The organism is Streptomyces sp. 6N223, assembly GCF_052246635.1.
Taxonomy (GTDB): domain Bacteria; phylum Actinomycetota; class Actinomycetes; order Streptomycetales; family Streptomycetaceae; genus Streptomyces.
On record NZ_JBQQCA010000074.1, the window covers coordinates 1 to 14,570 of the forward strand.

The following is a 14,570-nucleotide window of genomic DNA, read 5'->3' on the forward strand; positions in this document are numbered from 1 at the left end:
CCCACCACCCCCCGCCGCTCCTCCCAGCCCTGGCTCATCGCCGCGGGCACCGCCGCCCTCCTCCTCGTCCTCATCGTCGCCTTCAGCACCTCGGGCGGCGACGGCGACGACTCCAACAACGAAACATCGCAGACCGCCGGCGCCGAAGGCACCGACAACGGCGGCTCCGCGCCGGACGACGACGGGGTGATCAGCGACGAGTCGCGGAATCCGGACCCCGAGGAGAACACCCACCACTTCAGCGGCGGCCAGACCGCCGAGTACACGAGTGGCCTGGCGATCACGCTGTCGCCGCTGGACGTCGTCCCCAGCGACAAGCTGCCGTACAGCCTCGATCCCGGCGAGGAGGGGTACTGGTTCACGGTCACCCTGGAAAACAAGGGTGAGGAGCCCATCGACGCCGCCTTCAGCCCCGACGTCTTCGCCGGAGAGAACGGCGTCGAGGCGAGCTCGCTGTCCGGCATCGAATACGACACGAGCCTCTACGGCACGGTCATGCCGGGCCGCTCCCTGACCACCGAGTTCGCGTACCACGTCCCGGTGGACAGCGGGTTCATCGAGGTGCAGTACGAGAGGTACGCCGTCACGATCTGGACGCTGGAGCTGCCCTAGCCGAGACGGCACCGGACCGGAATCCTGGGATGGTGAACGCAGCCATCGACGACCCCGACCCCGGCCCTGGCTCCGATCCCGACCCCGACCCCGACCTCGACCTCGACCTCGACCTCGCGGAAGGGCTACGCCTCCGCACGCTGACCCCGCGTGACGCGCGCCTGCTGGTCGAGGCGACCAGCGGGGAGAACGCCACGGCGCTGTGGGGCCCTCACCCGCGCGGCCCGTACGCGCACCGCGACGCGCGGGCGGCGTTACAGGCCTGGGACCTGGCCGCCGGCGGCCAGGTGTCGTACGGGCTGCTCGACCGCGGCACGCTGGTCGGCGCCCTCGGCCTGATGCCGGACAGCGACGGACCGGGCAGCGCGGAGCTGGCGTACTGGATCCGCCCCGAACGCCGACGGCAGGGGCTCGCGCTGCGCGGCGTCACCGCCCTCACCACCTGGGCGCACGACGCCGCGCGCCTCCCGCGCCTCTGGCTGGAGATACGCCCGGACAACACCGCCTCGCTGCGCCTCGCGACCCGCGCGGGGTATCGCTTCGAGCAGCGGGTGCCGCGCCACTGCCGGGCGTGGACCGCGCAGGGCCCGGGCAAGGACACCTGGCACGACTGCCTGATCTGGGCGCACCAGGCGCGGCAGCGGCCGAGACGCGCCAGCGGCCGGGACGCGACGGTGCAAGGAGACACGACGTGACGTGTCGACCAGCAGGACGCCGTGGACCGGGCTGGTGCCGAGCCTGCTGTTGCTCGGCACCATGGTGGGCCCGGGGGGTGGTTCGATGCCCGGGACCTGCCCGACCGGGTGCCCGAGCACATCGGCCCGGGTGGCGTGGACGCCTGGAGGGACGAGTGCCTAGTGCCAGTTGCTGATCGCGACGTCGCGCGGCGCGGGCTCGCCCTCGCCGGTTTCGACCAGCCGCTTGAGGCTCATCAGGAAGGTCGCCCACTTGGTGCTGCAGTGGTACATGAACTCCCCCGGCTCCTTCCAGCCTTCGTGCCGGAACAGCACGATCGTGAAGTCGTCCTCCTGCTTGAGCTCGAAGCGGACCTGCGTGCCGATCCACTCCTCGGGACCGTCGACGACCTCCCAGAGCACGCGCTCGGCGGGCTGAGCCTCCAGGACCTTCATGTCGAACCCGCCGGGCACGAAGCGGAACCGGATGACTCCCCCGAGGTTGGCGTCGCCGTCCGTGTCCTCCGTCCACCAGTTCGCCAGCCCATCGACCGTGGTCAAGGCCGCGTAGACGTCGTCGGGAGACGACGTGACGCCGATCCTGTGCAGTATGTCCACCATCTGGATGTCTCTTTCTCGTGGAGGCGCCGGCATTCGGGCGCGGTTCATCAGCGCCGCCACGGATGTGGCGGCGTTCGTTCGAGAGGTGCGCTCAGCCCTCCTGGCTGCGCTGGATTGCTTCGGCGATCCGCTTGATGCGATGCAGCCGGGCGTCCCAGGTGGCCCCGACCGACGACAGTTGCGCGACCGCGCGGGCGAGTTGGGCCTCGTCCACCTCGTAGAGGCGCTCGCGTCCGGACGGCGTGACGTTGACCAGCCCGACCCGGTGGAGTACGCCGAGGTGTTTGGCGACCGCCTGCCGCGTGACCGGCAGCTGCTCACTCAGCGTGGTCGCCGTCCCGCCGCCGTCGGTCAGCAGTAAGTCGAGCATCCGCCGCCGGGTCGGGTCCCCCACCGCCGACCAGAGCTCGTCGTCGATGGTGACGGTCATGGCGTCGACACCAGCCGAGCGACGTAGGCAACGAGGCGGGGCAGGAAGTAGTCCCAGCCGGTGACGTGGTCGCGGTACTGCTCCTCGAGCACGGCCGCCTCCCAGCCCTTCTCCCGGAACCCCGCCTCGGTGAAGCGCAGCAGCGTGCCCGCGCCCGACGGGGCCAGTTCGAAGATCACCAGGAGCGAGTTGGCCGACGTCACGGCCTCGCCCTCCTCGTACACCCACCGGAAGGAGAACCGCCGGGGCGGGTCGGCCTCCACCACCGTGAGCGGTACGACCCTCGCCTCTGGTGTGGTCCTGTCGCCGAACGTGATGACCCCGGTGGCGCCGGGCACCGGCTCGAGTTCCGCTTCGTCCGGCCACCATTCCCGCAGGTGCTCGGGGCTGCTGACGACCTTGTAGACCACCTCGGGCGTGGCGTCCACGTAGATCTCCCGCTCGATGCTGCCGTATTCCATCCCGCCGCCCTCCTCTCTTCTTGCAACCTTTGGTTGCGCATGACGATAGGGCATTCCCTCGCCATGCGCAACCTTTAGTTGCTCTCATCGGCGGCTGGAGCCGCCGGGGTGTCCCAGCCCGTCTCGTAGCTGCGGCCCTGGCGCGCCGCGAGCCCGGCTCTGGCATCGCAGGGCCGCGCCCGCGGCACAACGGCCCGTCAGTCCTCAGCGGCGTATTCGCGTCGCACGCCGCGCCTCACACCCGGTCCAGCGGGCGATGCGGCCCCGTCGGCGGCTCGACGCGGATCGCGTCGCCCGGCCGCACCTCGCCGCCCCGCACCACAAAGCCCATGATTCCGGCCTTGCGCACCAGGTTCCCCGCCTCGTCGCGGAAGACGACCTGCTTCAGCAGGCCGTGCTGGAAACCGTCGATCTGGCTGCACGGGTTGCGCAGGCCGGTGACCTCCACCACCGCGTCGTCCTCGCCGATGCGGAGCAGGGTGCCGGCGGAGAGGGCGAGCAGGTCGATGCCCCGGGTGGTGATGTTCTCGCCGAGCTCGCCGGGGGAGACGGTGAAGCCCTCGCGGGCCACCTCCTCGAAGAGCTCCTCGTGGATGAGGTGGACCTGCCGCAGGTTCGGCTGGCTCGGGTCCTGCGCGACGCGCGAGCGGTGCTTGACCGTGACGCCGGCGTGCGCGTCGCCCGCCACGCCCAGGCCGGCCAGCAGCGTGATGCTCTTCCGGTTCGCCTTGCTGAACGAGTGCTCGCCGCTGCTGCTGACGGCCGTCACCCTTCCGCCCATGCCTCACGCACCTCCTTGCCATGGACACGGTACGCCCACGCGCGCGTTCGGCACATGGATCAAGGGGCCCGCCGTGACCTGGCAGGCCCGCCGCGGGCTGTCCTCGGCGGACTACCAGACGGCGTTCGACGATCTCTCCGCGCGCGGCTTCCGGCTCCAGAAGGTCAACGGCCACACGGCGGGCGGACGGACGGCGTAGGCCGGGATCTGGCACGGGCCGCTCGCCCTGAACAAGCGCGTCTTCGGCGCGAACGGCGTCGGCGGCCTCGCCAGCCCGGTCATCGGCGCGGTCGCCGACGCCGGCTCGCTGCAGCTCGCGGGCGCGGGTGTCACACGCCCCTCGCGCCGTCTATCCGCTCGCGCAGCAGGTCGGCGTGGCCGTTGTGGCGGGCGTACTCCTCGATCATGTGAACCAGGACCCAGCGCAGCGACACGACGCCGCGCCAGGCGTCCTCGCCCGTGATGTCGAGGCTGGGCGCGTCGGCGGCGAACACCTCGGCGAACGCCACCTCGGCGCGCCAGGCGTCCCAGGCCTCCGCCACCACCGCCGGGTCGGGGGTCGCGCCGTCGAAGTCCTCGTCGGGGTTGGCCTCGGTGGCGAAGCGCGGGGGCGCGGCCTGACCCGCCAGGACCCGGCGGAACCAGCGGCGTTCGACGTCGGCGAGGTGGCGGACCAGGCCGAGCAGCGACAGCGTTGAGGGCTCCACGGCGCGGCGGGCCAGCTCCGGGCCCAGGCCGTGGCACTTCAGCTCCAGCGTGGCGCGCTGGGCGGCGAGGACGTCGGCGAGCATGGTGCGTTCGCCTGCGGTGGCGGGGGTCTGGAAACGCCGGTCCGCCCCGGGGCCGGTGAACAGCTCGGCTCTGCGGCGGCGTGGGCTGGTCGCCTGCGCCGCAGACTCCTCAGACATGCTCCATCACCAGCACGGCCGTCGTCTGCGGGTCCAGAGCCTTGAAGATGTGGGGGGCGTCGCCGGCGTAGGTGATGTAGTCGCCGGGGGCGAGCTCGACGGGCTCCTCGGCGGGGCCGACCAGGGCGCGGCCGGTGCTGAGGACGACGTGCTCGACGGAGCCGGGGTTGTGGGGGTCGGAGACGCGCGGCTCGCCGGGCTCGGCGGCGATGCGGTAGATGTCGCGGCGGGCGTGGGGCGGGCTGGAGGCGAGCAGGGTGGCGGCGTAGGCGGCGCGCTCGGCGTGGGTGACGGGGCCCTCGCCGGCCCTGATGACGCGCACGGCGGTGCGGGGCGGGTCGACGAGGCGGCTGAAGGGCACCTCCAGGGCGACGCCGAGGGCCCACAGCGTCTCGACGCCGGGGTTGCCGACGCCGGATTCGAGCTGGGAGAGGGTGGACTTGGCGATGCCCGCGCGGCGGGCCGCCTCGGTGAGGGACAGGCCCGCGCGGTCGCGCTCGCGGCGGAGGGAGGCCGCGATGCGGGCGGTGAGGTCGCTGGGGGTGCCGTTTCCCATGCTCCGTGTCCTCCTCCATGCCGTTCGGTTCCGTTCGCCGTGGACTACCAATCGTACGGCTTGACGAACGGCAGCCGGTGGGTTCATCATAGCGTACATGCGTTCGTTTCACCGAACAGTCGGTCGTCTCGGTCTGGACCCCGGCACGATGCGGGACATCGGCCTGGTCTGCGTCGCCGACGCGCTCGTCGGCGCCTCGTTCGGGGCCATCGCGGTCTCGGGCGGGCTGGCGGCGTGGGTGCCGGTCGTCATGTCGCTCGTGGTGTTCGCCGGGGGCGCGCAGTTCGCGGCGGTCGCGGTGGTGCTCTCCGGCGGCAGCCCGGCGGCGGCCGTCGCGGCCGGGCTGGTGCTCAACGCGCGGCACCTGCCCTTCGGCTTCGCCGTCGCCGACGTGCTCGGCGAGCGGTGGCGGACCCGGCTGCTCGGCGCGCACCTGCTGATAGACGAGTCGGTGGCGTTCGCCATGGGGCAGCGCGACACGCGGCAGCGGCGCGCGGCGTTCTGGGCGTGCGGCATCGCCCTCTTCGTGGTGTGGAACGCGGCGGTGGTGCTCGGCGCGATGGCGGGCGGCAGCATCGGCGACACCGACGCGCTGGGGCTGGACGCCGCGTTCCCCGCCGTGCTGCTGGCGCTGGTGCTGCCCGCGCTGCGGGACCGCCGCACCCGGGAGGCGTCGCTGGCCGGCGTCGTCATCGCGGTCGCGTCGACGCCGTTCCTGCCCGCCGGGCTGCCGGTGCTGCTGGCGCTGGCCGGGCTGCTGATCCCGCGGCGGGGCGGCCCCGCGACCCGCATACGCGCACGCATACGCACACGCACACGCATACGCGAGGAGGAGGTGCGCTGATGCCGCTGCTCGCCATCCTGGTGCTGGCGGCCGGGACCTACGCCTTCCGGCTGGCGGGTCCCGCGCTGCACGGGCGGCTGGAGATCCCGGAGGGGCTGCGGCGCCTGCTGGCCACCGCCACGGCGGTGCTGCTGGTCGCGCTGGTGGCCAGCGCGGCGCTCACCGAGGACAGGGGCTTCGCTGGCTGGTCCCGGCCCGCGGGGGTGCTGGTGGCCGGGGCGCTGGCGCTGCGCCGGGCCCCGTTCCCGGTCATCGTCCTCGCGGCCGCCGCGACCACGGCGCTGCTGCGGCTGTGCGGCGTGCCATGACCACCCGGCTCGCGCCCGTGCCTGTGCCCGTGCCGGTGCGGGGGCGCCGCCGGGAGACGGCGACGCCGCACAGGCACAGCGCGCCGCCCGCCAGCGTGAGCGCCCCGGGCACCTCGTCCAGCAGCAGCCAGGACATCAGCACGACCAGCGCGGGCACGACGTACGTCGTGGACCCCATCCGCCCGGCGGTCATGCGGGACAGGGCGAACGCCCAGGTCGTGAAGGCGAGGGCGGTGGGAAACACGCCGAGGTAGATCATGTTGAGCGTCGCGGAGGCGGGGGCGTCCGCGACCTCGGAGAGGAGGACACCGGAGAAGGGCAGGCACGCGACCGCGCCGATGAGGCAGCCGTAGAAGGTGACCTGGAGCGGCCCGGAGTGGCGGAGCGCGGGCTTCTGCGAGACGACGCCGATGGCGTAGGTGACGGCCGCCAGCAGGCACAGCAGCACCCCCAGCAGCGAGGCGTCGGACGAGCCGGAGCCCGAGCCGTCCGTGGACATCGACAGGCCGACGACCACGGCGCCGGCGAAGGAGACCGCTATGCCCACCAGCAGCGGGCGCGGCAGTCCCTCGCCCAGCAGCCTGGCGCTCAACAGCGCGACGAGGATGGGCCCGATGTTCACCACCATGGCCGCCGTGCCCGCGTCGACCTCCCGCTCACCCCAGTTCAACGCCACCATGTAGAGGCCGAACCACAGCACGCCCGAGCACGCGATGCCCGGCCACGCGGCGCGCGGCGGCCAGCCCTCGCGGCGTATCAGGCATATAGCGCCCAGCACCAGGGCCCCGGCCAGCAGGCGGCCCAGGGCCAGGGCGCCCGGCGAGTACGACTCCCCGGCGCTGCGGATCGAGACGAAGGCCGAGGCCCACAGCACGACGGTCACTCCTGCCGCGGCGAGCGCGGGCCACTCCTTCTGGCGTTCCATACCGGCAGACGCTAAGGCATGGACGGTTCGGGACTCATCGAATTTACGTTCGCCACCGAGGGCGTGGGTGAGGGCGCCGAACGGCCGACAGCAGCCTCACGCGTAAGCCGCTCCACGACGCGGAAGCGCTCGGCGACGAAAGGGGTCGTGTCCGTGACGGTGAAGCCCGGGTCGCCGGAGTCGAACAGCAGCGAGCGGGCCCGACGGGCGTGGGCTCCGCGCCGCCGGCGTAGTCGGCGAGCAGCGAGATCGTCGCGGTCTTCTCCCCGGAGAGGTTCGCCGCCACGAGCCCGTCGCGCCGCAGGTCCCGCAACGCGAACTCCGCGCGGGGCAAACGGTCATGATCGGCCACGGGCAAAAGCTACAAGCTCTCCAGCGGCGGAATGATGCGCACGACAATGATCAGCCTGTCCCGCGGTGAGGCGAGGAAATAGAACCAGCCTCCGGCTGCGTCCATGCGGCGGAGCCCTCCCGGACGCGGCCCGTCTCCCATGTCGGTGACGTCGATGCCCATATCGGCGAGTTCCACGAGCTGAGCGACAAGCCGCTCGACCTCGCTCGCCATCCTGGCAGGAATTCCGCCGGCAACATGATCGCGATCGGGGTCGTACTCCCAGCGCCAAGCCTCGCTCACGACGAAGTCGCCGCGAGTGCGGCGTGAGCTTCGTCGAGGATCCGGCCGATCTCGGAGGCGGCCTGACGCACGTGAGGTGTGCCGCCGTGGGCGACCATGTCCTCCAGTTCTCGCAGCCGCACGGCGAGCCGCGGATGGCGTTGAATCTGCACATAGACGGACCACTGAGTCACGAAGCGCCGCAGAGGTGCAAGGTCAGAGCCCTGACGCGCCTGGTCGGCCGCCCGGTCCAGTTCACGCGTAAAGGCCGGCAGGGCTACCGGGGCGATCTGCGCAATCGCCTCCCGCAGCGCGGCAACCGTCGCGGAGGGCTGCGGAATCAGGGGCTGTTCAGACACACCAGCCGTCATGCGTTCTCCCATGGGCGGGATTCTCAACCGAGGCCCCAGCGTACTCGTCCTAAACGGACATCACTCCATCCATATGAGTGATCATTCGACAGTCGCTTGACATGCGTGCGCCGAGGAACGGTCAGTCTTCACCCTCGCCCTCCCCCGGCCCTTCCGCGGTCCGCGTGAAGCGCCAGCGGTGCACCGGCCGGTGCAGCAGCTCGCCCGGCGGGTCCGGGAGTTCGCCGCCCGGCTCGCCCCGCCACCAGGTGATGACCAGCACCCGGTCCTGCGGCGCCGTGAAGGTCTCGCGGCGTGCCGGGGCCGGGTCGAGGACCTGGGCGCGGGCCCAGGCCAGCAGTTCGCCGCCCCGGCCGGCGGCGGCACGGGCCTCCCACATCAGTGCCACCGTCACGCGGTGCCCTCCCCCGGCTCGGAGAGGTTGGCGCGGCTCAGCTCGTGATCGTGATCGTGATCGTGGCCATGGCCGTGGCCGTGGCCGTGGCCGTTGCCCGGCACGTGGGTGTGCGTCACCGGCAGCGACGAGTCGGCGGGCAGCGCCAGGTCCGAGGGGGCCCGCCCCCGCGCCATCATCTCCGCGCCGAGCGAAGCCACCATCGCGCCGTTGTCCGTGCACAGCTTCGGGCGCGGCACCCGCAGCGTCAGCCCCGCGTCGGCGCACCGCTCCTCCGCCATGGCCCGCAGCCGGGAGTTGGCCGCCACGCCGCCGCCGATCATCAGGTGGTCGACGCCCTCGGCCTTGCAGGCCCGGATCGCCTTCCTCGTCAGCACGTCCGTGACCGCCTCCTGGAAGGACGCCGCCACGTCCGCCACCGGCACCGGCTCGCCCGCCGCGCGCCGCGCCTCGACCCACCGCGCCACGGCCGTCTTCAGGCCGGAGAAGGAGAAGTCGTACGGCGCGTCGCGCGGCCCCGTCAGGCCGCGCGGGAACCGTATGGCGTCCGGGTCGCCCTCCCGCGCGCGGCGATCGATGACCGGCCCGCCCGGGAAGCCGAGCCCCAGCACCCGCGCCACCTTGTCGAACGCCTCCCCCGCCGCGTCGTCGATCGTCGCGCCCAGCGGCCGCACGTCCGAGGTGATGTCCGGGGCGAGCAGCAGCGAGGAGTGCCCGCCCGAGACCAGCAGCGCCATCGTCGGCTCCGGCAGCGGCCCGTGCTCGAGCTGGTCGACGCAGACGTGCGAGGCGAGGTGGTTGACGCCGTACAGCGGCTTGCCCAGCCCGTAGGCGTACGCCTTGGCCGCCGCGACGCCCACCAGCAGCGCGCCCGCCAGGCCGGGCCCGGCCGTCACGGCGATGCCGTCGAGGTCCCCGGCCGCGACCCCGGCCTCCTTCAGGGCGCGCTCGATGGTGGGGACCATCGCCTCCAGGTGCGCGCGGCTGGCGATCTCGGGCACCACGCCGCCGTACCGCGCGTGCTCGTCGACGCTCGACGCGACGGCGTCGGCCAGCAGCGTGTGGCCCCGGACGATGCCGACGCCGGTCTCGTCGCAGGATGTCTCGATGCCCAGGACGAGCGGTTCGTCACTCATCGGTCCGCGTCTCCCTCTCCCTCTCCTCTTCCTTGTGCGGCTTCCCTCACGGCTTCCTTCACGGCTTTCTTCGCGTCCTCCTCCGCGTGGTCGCGGCGCATCGTCAGGGCGTCGTGGTTGCCGGGCTGGTAGTAGCCGCGGCGGATGCCGACCGCCTCGAAGCCGAAGCGCTTGTACAGCCGCTGCGCGCGCTCGTTGTCGGCGCGCACCTCCAGGAACACCTCGCGGCAGCCGAAGCCCGTCGCGGCCCGAAGCAGCTCGGTCAGCAGGCGGGCGCCCAGCCCCCGCCCCTGCTCGGCCGGGGCGACGGCGATCGTCTGCACGTCGCCCGTGACGTGGCCGCCCTGGCCGCCCTGGCCGCCCGACCCGGAGGCCGCCAGCCCGGCGTACCCGGCGAGGGCATCGCCGTGCTCGGCCAGCACGTAGTGGCGGGTGCGGCGCGGGCCGCGCGCGCGGGCCAGCTCCGACCAGAACATCCCCGCCGACCAGGCGTCCTCGGGAAACAGCTCCCGCTCGAGCGCCACCACCGCCTCCAGGTCCCACCAGCGCATCTCGCGCAGCGAGATCGTGCCGGTCATGACGGCGTGACCGCCTTGTAGCCGGCGGGCTCGCGCGCGTCGGGGCGGCGCAGGTACATCGGCAGCGGCTCGGACAGCGCCACCCCGGCGGCCAGCCGCTCCGCCGCCAGCGCGGCGAGCGCGGCGGCCGAGGCGTGCTCGGGCAGCCCGGGCCGCGCCTCGCCGAACACCTCCGGGTACAGCAGCGCCCCGGCCCCGGCGGCGGGCAGCCGCGTCACCTCGCGCGGCAGCTCGGCGGGCCGGTCCACGGCCGGGCCCGCGACACGCGTGCGGGCGTCGGCGTAGCGCGCCCAGTACACCTCCTTGCGCCGGGCGTCCGTGACGACGACGAACGCCCCGTCCAGACCGGCGCCGACGGCGTACGCCATCGCGTCGAGCGTGCACACGCCGTGCACGGGTACGCCGCGGGCGGCGCCGAGCGCGGCGGCGGTGGCCAGGCCCACGCGCAGCCCGGTGTACGGCCCCGGCCCGGTGCCCACCACGATCCCCGTCACCTCGGCCAGGCCGCGCCCCGCCTCGGCCAGCACCCGCTCCACGGCGGGCAGCAGCAGCTCGCCGTGCCGCCGCGCGTCCACCCGGGTGGCGGCGGCCAGGGTACGGCCGCCCTCGCGGCCCTCGCCCTCGTGCAGCGCGACGGTGACGGCGGGAGTGGCGGTGTCCATGGCGAGCAGCAGCACGCCAGCAAGCGTATGCGCTCCCGCGCGCCCGCCACTCCACCGGGGGCGGAGCTCCTGGTCCCCGCCGTGACGCCGCGACGCCGCGACGCCGCGACGCCGCGACGCGCCCGCCGCCTGGTAGCGTCGCCAGCGTCCCTACCCACCGTGAGAGCCCGAGCGGCGAGCGAAAGGCAGCATCGTGGCGCGCCATTCCTCCGGCACCCGTCCCGGGGTGCTCGTGACCGCGCTGACGGTCGTGGCGCTCGGCGTGGTCGCGTTCTTCGCCTACCAGGCCTCGGCCGGGGACGACCGCCCGCTGGCGGGCCCGCCCACGCCGGAGTCCGCCGCCCCGAGCGGCGACGGCGACACCGACGGGGAGAAGGGCGGCGGCGGCACGGACGGCCGCGACGACCCCGGCAGCGGCGAGCCGGCGCTGCCACCCGAATCGGGGACGGGCAAGCGAGTGGTCTACTCCGTGGAGCAGAGCCGCGTCTGGCTCGTCGACATCGCGCTCGACGGCACGGGCGAGGAGGTCAGGGACACGTACGAGGTGTTCCCCAGCTCGGTGGACCCGCCCCCAGGGGAGTACGAGATCACCTCCCGCATCCCGGAGGGCACCGGCTCGGACGGCGTGCAGATCGAGCACACCATGGTCTTCCACGTCGCCAGCGACGGCGTCGTCTTCGGCTTCTCCTCCGCGGTGGACGGCTCGACCCCGGACCCGGACTCCGACATCCGCACCGGCGGCATCCGCCAGTCCCGCTCCGACGGCGCCGACATGTGGCTCTTCGCCGTGCAGGGCACGGCGGTCGTCGTCGTGCCGTAAGGGCGGCCGGGGCTACCCCAGCGCCGCCAGATCCACCCCGTGCCAGCGCGGGCCGACCCCCGTGAACGTCATCGTGCGCCGCTCGTCCGCCGCCTCCTCCGGGTGATGCAGGGCCACGTGCAGCCGCTCGTCCGCCAGGCCCTCGACCTTGCCCTCGCCCCACTCCACCACGACCACCGACTCCGGCAGCGCCGCGTCCAGGTCCAGGTCCTCCAGCTCCGCCAGGTCGCCGCCCAGCCGGTAGGCGTCGGCGTGGACCAGCGGAGGACCGTCCCCCAGCGGCGGGTGGACGCGGGCGATGACGAAGGTCGGTGAGGTGATCGGGCCGCGCACGCCCAGGCCCTCGCCGATGCCGCGCGTCAGCGTGGTCTTGCCGGCGCCCAGCTCACCGCTGAGCACCACCAGGTCCCCGGGCCGCAGCAGCGCGGCGAGCGAACGCCCCAGCGCGCGCGTACGCTCCGGGCCGTCGACCGCGACGGTGATCGACGACGTGCTCGCGCCCGTGCTCGTGTTCGTGCGGCTCATGGTTCCAGGATGCTACGCGCCACCAGCTCGACCAGGTGCTCATTGACCTGCTCGGGCGTCTCCAGCAGCACCAGGTGCCCCGTCCCCGGCACCGTCACGAACGCCGCCCGGGGCAGCTCGGCGGCGATGCGCTCGCTGTGCTCGGGCGGCGTCACCTCGTCCCGGTCCCCGGTCAGCACCAGCATCGGCAGCGCCGTGCCCAGGCCGTTGTACACGCCCAGCGCCGTGAGCTTGTCGTGCTCGGCGAACGCGGGGTAGAACTCGGCGACCACGTCCATCGGCACCGAGTCGATCAGCCGCTCCGCGAAGCGCGCCACCCCCGGATCGACCCCCTTCGGGTCGCCGAAGGAGTAGCGCCGGATCAGGCCCGCGTACACGTCCCCGACGGCGCGCCGGCCGCGTTCCACCAGCGCCGCCTGCGAGCCGAGAGCCCGCAGCACGCCCGGCAGCACCCGGCGGACCGCCCGGACGGCCGGGGCCGGGAAGCCATACGTCACCTCGCCCAGGTCCCCGGCCGAGGTGGACAGGAACGCCACGCCCGCCACCCGCCGCGCCACCCAGTCATCGAACTCCTCGGCCAGCGCCATCATCGTCATGCCGCCCATGGAGTGCCCGACCAGCACCACGGGCCCCTCCGGCGCGGCGGCGTTCAGGACGGCCATGAGGTCGCGGCCGAGCTGGTCGATGCTGACCGGCTCCCCCTCCTCGCGCTGCGCGCGCCCGCGCTCGGAACGCCCGTGCCCGCGCTGGTCCCAGTAGACGGCCCGGACGCCGGGCACCTCGCGCAGCGCGGCGCGCTGGTAGTGCCACACGTCCTGGCCGAGGCAGTACCCGTGGCTGAACACCACGGTCAGGCCCGCCTCGTCACCCCCGTCCGGGCCGCCCTCCACCTCGTAGTACAGCTCGGTGCCGTCGTCGGCGGTGGCCGTGCCGGGGGTGCCGCGCAGCGTGCCGAACGGCGCGGCCGCGTCGAGCGCGAGCTGCGCCTTGCGGCGTACCGAGCGGTGGACGGTCAGCCGCTCCACGGCGACGCCCGTCGCCACGACGCCGAGCGCCACCCCGGCGATCCCCGCCCGCCGTGCCCAGCTCACTCGCCCTCGCCCCCCTCGTCCTCGCCGCCCTCGCCGCCCTCGCCGCCCTCGCCGCCTTCGCCGCCTTCGCCGCCGATGTAGACGCGCGGCACGCGCGGCCCGATGCGGGTGACGATCTCGTAGCTGATCGTCCCGGCCGCGCGGGCCCAGTCCTCCGCGGTCGGCTCGCCCCGGTCCCCCGGCCCGAACAGCACCGCCTCGTCGCCCGCCGCCGCCGCGTCCCCGCCCAGGTCCACCACGAACTGGTCCATCGCCACCCGCCCCGCGACCGTCCGCAGCTTGCCCGCCACCAGCACCGGCCCGCTGCCGGAGGCGTGGCGCGGGATGCCGTCGGCGTACCCCGCCGGGACGAGGGCGAGCGTGGTCTCGCCGGGCGTGGTGTACCGGTGGCCGTAGCTCACGCCGTGCCCGCCCGGCACCCGCTTGACGGCGGCCAGCCGCGCCCGCAGCGTCATCACCGGCCGCAGCCCGAAGTCCGCAGGCTGGCCGATCTCCGGCGACGGGCTGAGGCCGTAGACCGAAACGCCGCAGCGCACCAGGTCGTAGTGGGCGCCGGGCAGGGTGAGGGTGGCGGGCGAGTTGGCGAAGTGCCGCACCTCCGGGTCGAGACCGGCCCGCGCGGCCACGGCCAGGGCCTCGGCGAACGCCGCCTGCTGGGCGGCGATCGAGGGATGGCCCGGCTCGTCGGCGCAGGCGAAGTGCGACCACACGCCGGTGACCCGCGCCGTGCCCTCGGCCTCGGCGGCGCGGGCGGCGGCCACCAGCGCGGACCAGTCGGCGGGCTGCGCCCCGTTGCGGCCAAGTCCCGTGTCGGCCTTCAGGTGAACGCGGGCGACGCGGCCGGCGGCGCGCGCCGCGGCGTTGATCTCCTCCAGCGCCCACAGCCCGGAGGCCGACACGTCGATGCCGGCCTCGATCGCCTCCCGCCACGGCCCGCCGGGCGTCCACAGCCAGCACAGCAGCGGGCCGGTGTCGCCGTCGGCGCGCAGCGCCAGGGCCTCCTCGGGGGTGGCGGCGCCGAGCCAGTCGGCGCCGCCGCGCCGCGCCGCGCGGGCGCACGGCAGCAGCCCGTGCCCGTACCCGTCGGCCTTGACCACGGCCATCAACCCGGCGCCGCCCGAGGCCCGTTGCCGCAGGGCCCGCACGTTCGCGCGCAGCGCGCCGAGGTCGATGTCGGCGCGCAGCCGCCACGCCGCGGGAGGTGAAACGTCGCTCATCGGTCCCAGTGTCGCAGGAATGGGCGTTCGTCGAGCCCTGCGT

Annotated in this window: 22 protein-coding genes; 6 read left to right on the top strand and 16 right to left on the bottom strand. The window is 74.0% G+C overall.

Annotated features, from left to right (window positions below; genetic code table 11):
- Both ACTWQH_RS29875 and ACTWQH_RS29880 read left to right on the top strand, forming a co-directional pair.
- On the top strand, nt 1-612 hold a 612-nt coding region (locus tag ACTWQH_RS29875; protein ID WP_443289918.1), incomplete at its 5' end, for a hypothetical protein.
- 29 nt (nt 613-641) lie between these two features.
- Complete coding sequence (locus ACTWQH_RS29880; RefSeq protein ID WP_443289919.1) at nt 642-1,307, top strand: GNAT family N-acetyltransferase; 666 nt, start codon at nt 642-644, stop codon at nt 1,305-1,307.
- Nucleotides 1,308-1,466: 159 nt separating this feature from the next.
- Here the strand turns inward: ACTWQH_RS29880 and ACTWQH_RS29885 are convergent, their stop codons facing one another.
- The 4 genes from ACTWQH_RS29885 to ACTWQH_RS29900 form a co-directional block, all read right to left on the bottom strand.
- Nucleotides 1,467-1,907: an SRPBCC family protein gene (locus ACTWQH_RS29885; RefSeq protein WP_443289920.1), complete on the bottom strand. Its 441-nt coding sequence runs from the start codon at nt 1,905-1,907 to the stop codon at nt 1,467-1,469.
- A 91-nt stretch (nt 1,908-1,998) separates the two neighbouring features.
- Nucleotides 1,999-2,337, bottom strand: coding sequence for an ArsR/SmtB family transcription factor (locus ACTWQH_RS29890; protein ID WP_443289921.1), 339 nt, complete (start codon nt 2,335-2,337; stop codon nt 1,999-2,001).
- Nucleotides 2,334-2,798 carry an SRPBCC family protein gene (locus tag ACTWQH_RS29895; RefSeq protein ID WP_443289922.1) on the bottom strand — a complete coding sequence of 155 codons (465 nt, stop codon included), beginning with the start codon at nt 2,796-2,798 and terminating at the stop codon, nt 2,334-2,336. The genes ACTWQH_RS29890 and ACTWQH_RS29895 overlap by 4 nt, the downstream gene beginning before the upstream one ends.
- A 235-nt stretch (nt 2,799-3,033) precedes the next feature.
- Complete coding sequence (locus ACTWQH_RS29900; RefSeq protein ID WP_443289923.1) at nt 3,034-3,579, bottom strand: MOSC domain-containing protein; 546 nt, start codon at nt 3,577-3,579, stop codon at nt 3,034-3,036.
- A 73-nt stretch (nt 3,580-3,652) separates the two neighbouring features.
- Between ACTWQH_RS29900 and ACTWQH_RS29905 the strand changes: the two genes are divergently transcribed.
- Nucleotides 3,653-3,778 carry a hypothetical protein gene (locus ACTWQH_RS29905; protein ID WP_443289924.1) on the top strand — a complete coding sequence of 42 codons (126 nt, stop codon included), beginning with the start codon at nt 3,653-3,655 and terminating at the stop codon, nt 3,776-3,778.
- A 130-nt stretch (nt 3,779-3,908) separates the two neighbouring features.
- On the opposite strand, the gene ACTWQH_RS29910 is transcribed toward ACTWQH_RS29905, so the two are convergent.
- The gene (locus ACTWQH_RS29910; protein ID WP_443289925.1) at nt 3,909-4,487 is read right to left on the bottom strand and encodes a DinB family protein; all 579 of its coding nucleotides are present in this window, start codon (nt 4,485-4,487) and stop codon (nt 3,909-3,911) included.
- Nucleotides 4,480-5,043 carry a helix-turn-helix domain-containing protein gene (locus ACTWQH_RS29915; RefSeq protein WP_443289926.1) on the bottom strand — a complete coding sequence of 188 codons (564 nt, stop codon included), beginning with the start codon at nt 5,041-5,043 and terminating at the stop codon, nt 4,480-4,482. Before ACTWQH_RS29915 ends, ACTWQH_RS29910 begins: the two co-directional genes overlap by 8 nt.
- A 148-nt stretch (nt 5,044-5,191) precedes the next feature.
- On the opposite strand from ACTWQH_RS29915, the gene ACTWQH_RS29920 reads away from it, so the two are divergent.
- Both ACTWQH_RS29920 and ACTWQH_RS29925 read left to right on the top strand, forming a co-directional pair.
- Nucleotides 5,192-5,887 carry an AzlC family ABC transporter permease gene (locus ACTWQH_RS29920; protein ID WP_443289927.1) on the top strand — a complete coding sequence of 232 codons (696 nt, stop codon included), beginning with the start codon at nt 5,192-5,194 and terminating at the stop codon, nt 5,885-5,887.
- Complete coding sequence (locus ACTWQH_RS29925; RefSeq protein ID WP_443289928.1) at nt 5,887-6,195, top strand: AzlD domain-containing protein; 309 nt, start codon at nt 5,887-5,889, stop codon at nt 6,193-6,195. The genes ACTWQH_RS29920 and ACTWQH_RS29925 overlap by 1 nt, the downstream gene beginning before the upstream one ends.
- Here the strand turns inward: ACTWQH_RS29925 and ACTWQH_RS29930 are convergent.
- From ACTWQH_RS29930 to tsaB, 7 genes are all read right to left on the bottom strand, one after another.
- Nucleotides 6,137-7,120, bottom strand: coding sequence for a DMT family transporter (locus ACTWQH_RS29930; protein ID WP_443289929.1), 984 nt, complete (start codon nt 7,118-7,120; stop codon nt 6,137-6,139). The two genes, ACTWQH_RS29925 and ACTWQH_RS29930, sit on opposite strands and share 59 nt — an antisense overlap.
- Nucleotides 7,121-7,481: 361 nt before the next feature.
- Nucleotides 7,482-7,754: a hypothetical protein gene (locus tag ACTWQH_RS29935; protein WP_443289930.1), complete on the bottom strand. Its 273-nt coding sequence runs from the start codon at nt 7,752-7,754 to the stop codon at nt 7,482-7,484.
- A complete protein-coding gene (locus ACTWQH_RS29940; protein ID WP_443289956.1) occupies nt 7,751-8,104 on the bottom strand; it encodes a DUF6247 family protein in 354 nt (117 codons plus the stop codon). The genes ACTWQH_RS29935 and ACTWQH_RS29940 overlap by 4 nt, the downstream gene beginning before the upstream one ends.
- Nucleotides 8,105-8,225: 121 nt before the next feature.
- On the bottom strand, nt 8,226-8,498 hold the full coding sequence (locus tag ACTWQH_RS29945) for a hypothetical protein (RefSeq protein WP_443289931.1): 273 nt from the start codon (nt 8,496-8,498) through the stop codon (nt 8,226-8,228).
- The gene (tsaD, locus tag ACTWQH_RS29950) at nt 8,495-9,634 is read right to left on the bottom strand and encodes a tRNA (adenosine(37)-N6)-threonylcarbamoyltransferase complex transferase subunit TsaD (RefSeq protein ID WP_443289932.1); all 1,140 of its coding nucleotides are present in this window, start codon (nt 9,632-9,634) and stop codon (nt 8,495-8,497) included. The genes ACTWQH_RS29945 and tsaD overlap by 4 nt, the downstream gene beginning before the upstream one ends.
- Nucleotides 9,631-10,212, bottom strand: coding sequence for a ribosomal protein S18-alanine N-acetyltransferase (gene rimI, locus ACTWQH_RS29955; protein WP_443289933.1), 582 nt, complete (start codon nt 10,210-10,212; stop codon nt 9,631-9,633). The genes tsaD and rimI overlap by 4 nt, the downstream gene beginning before the upstream one ends.
- Nucleotides 10,209-10,889: a tRNA (adenosine(37)-N6)-threonylcarbamoyltransferase complex dimerization subunit type 1 TsaB gene (gene tsaB / locus ACTWQH_RS29960; RefSeq protein ID WP_443289934.1), complete on the bottom strand. Its 681-nt coding sequence runs from the start codon at nt 10,887-10,889 to the stop codon at nt 10,209-10,211. The genes rimI and tsaB overlap by 4 nt, the downstream gene beginning before the upstream one ends.
- Before the next feature lie 178 nt (nt 10,890-11,067).
- On the opposite strand from tsaB, the gene ACTWQH_RS29965 reads away from it, so the two are divergent.
- Complete coding sequence (locus tag ACTWQH_RS29965; protein WP_443289935.1) at nt 11,068-11,694, top strand: hypothetical protein; 627 nt, start codon at nt 11,068-11,070, stop codon at nt 11,692-11,694.
- A gap of 12 nt (nt 11,695-11,706) precedes the next feature.
- Here ACTWQH_RS29965 and tsaE read toward each other — a convergent pair whose 3' ends face one another.
- From tsaE to alr, 3 genes are read right to left on the bottom strand one after another with little or no spacing between them, the layout of a single operon-like run.
- Nucleotides 11,707-12,219, bottom strand: coding sequence for a tRNA (adenosine(37)-N6)-threonylcarbamoyltransferase complex ATPase subunit type 1 TsaE (gene tsaE, locus ACTWQH_RS29970; RefSeq protein WP_443289936.1), 513 nt, complete (start codon nt 12,217-12,219; stop codon nt 11,707-11,709).
- The gene (locus tag ACTWQH_RS29975) at nt 12,216-13,310 is read right to left on the bottom strand and encodes an alpha/beta fold hydrolase (protein ID WP_443289937.1); all 1,095 of its coding nucleotides are present in this window, start codon (nt 13,308-13,310) and stop codon (nt 12,216-12,218) included. The genes tsaE and ACTWQH_RS29975 overlap by 4 nt, the downstream gene beginning before the upstream one ends.
- Nucleotides 13,307-14,527 (bottom strand): alanine racemase, encoded by a 1,221-nt coding sequence (gene alr, locus ACTWQH_RS29980; RefSeq protein WP_443289938.1) that lies wholly within the window; start codon nt 14,525-14,527, stop codon nt 13,307-13,309. Before alr ends, ACTWQH_RS29975 begins: the two co-directional genes overlap by 4 nt.
- Nucleotides 14,528-14,570 lie beyond the last annotated feature (43 nt).

Coding starts and splice junctions, on each gene's coding strand:
- ACTWQH_RS29880 (WP_443289919.1), top strand. CDS start 642: ATGGTGAACGCAGCCATCGACGACCCCGACCCCGGCCCTGGCTCCGAT.
- ACTWQH_RS29885 (WP_443289920.1), bottom strand. CDS start 1,907: ATGGTGGACATACTGCACAGGATCGGCGTCACGTCGTCTCCCGACGAC.
- ACTWQH_RS29890 (WP_443289921.1), bottom strand. CDS start 2,337: ATGACCGTCACCATCGACGACGAGCTCTGGTCGGCGGTGGGGGACCCG.
- ACTWQH_RS29895 (WP_443289922.1), bottom strand. CDS start 2,798: ATGGAATACGGCAGCATCGAGCGGGAGATCTACGTGGACGCCACGCCC.
- ACTWQH_RS29900 (WP_443289923.1), bottom strand. CDS start 3,579: ATGGGCGGAAGGGTGACGGCCGTCAGCAGCAGCGGCGAGCACTCGTTC.
- ACTWQH_RS29910 (WP_443289925.1), bottom strand. CDS start 4,487: ATGTCTGAGGAGTCTGCGGCGCAGGCGACCAGCCCACGCCGCCGCAGA.
- ACTWQH_RS29915 (WP_443289926.1), bottom strand. CDS start 5,043: ATGGGAAACGGCACCCCCAGCGACCTCACCGCCCGCATCGCGGCCTCC.
- ACTWQH_RS29920 (WP_443289927.1), top strand. CDS start 5,192: ATGCGGGACATCGGCCTGGTCTGCGTCGCCGACGCGCTCGTCGGCGCC.
- ACTWQH_RS29925 (WP_443289928.1), top strand. CDS start 5,887: ATGCCGCTGCTCGCCATCCTGGTGCTGGCGGCCGGGACCTACGCCTTC.
- ACTWQH_RS29930 (WP_443289929.1), bottom strand. CDS start 7,120: ATGGAACGCCAGAAGGAGTGGCCCGCGCTCGCCGCGGCAGGAGTGACC.
- ACTWQH_RS29940 (WP_443289956.1), bottom strand. CDS start 8,104: ATGACGGCTGGTGTGTCTGAACAGCCCCTGATTCCGCAGCCCTCCGCG.
- tsaD (WP_443289932.1), bottom strand. CDS start 9,634: ATGAGTGACGAACCGCTCGTCCTGGGCATCGAGACATCCTGCGACGAG.
- rimI (WP_443289933.1), bottom strand. CDS start 10,212: ATGACCGGCACGATCTCGCTGCGCGAGATGCGCTGGTGGGACCTGGAG.
- tsaE (WP_443289936.1), bottom strand. CDS start 12,219: ATGAGCCGCACGAACACGAGCACGGGCGCGAGCACGTCGTCGATCACC.
- alr (WP_443289938.1), bottom strand. CDS start 14,527: ATGAGCGACGTTTCACCTCCCGCGGCGTGGCGGCTGCGCGCCGACATC.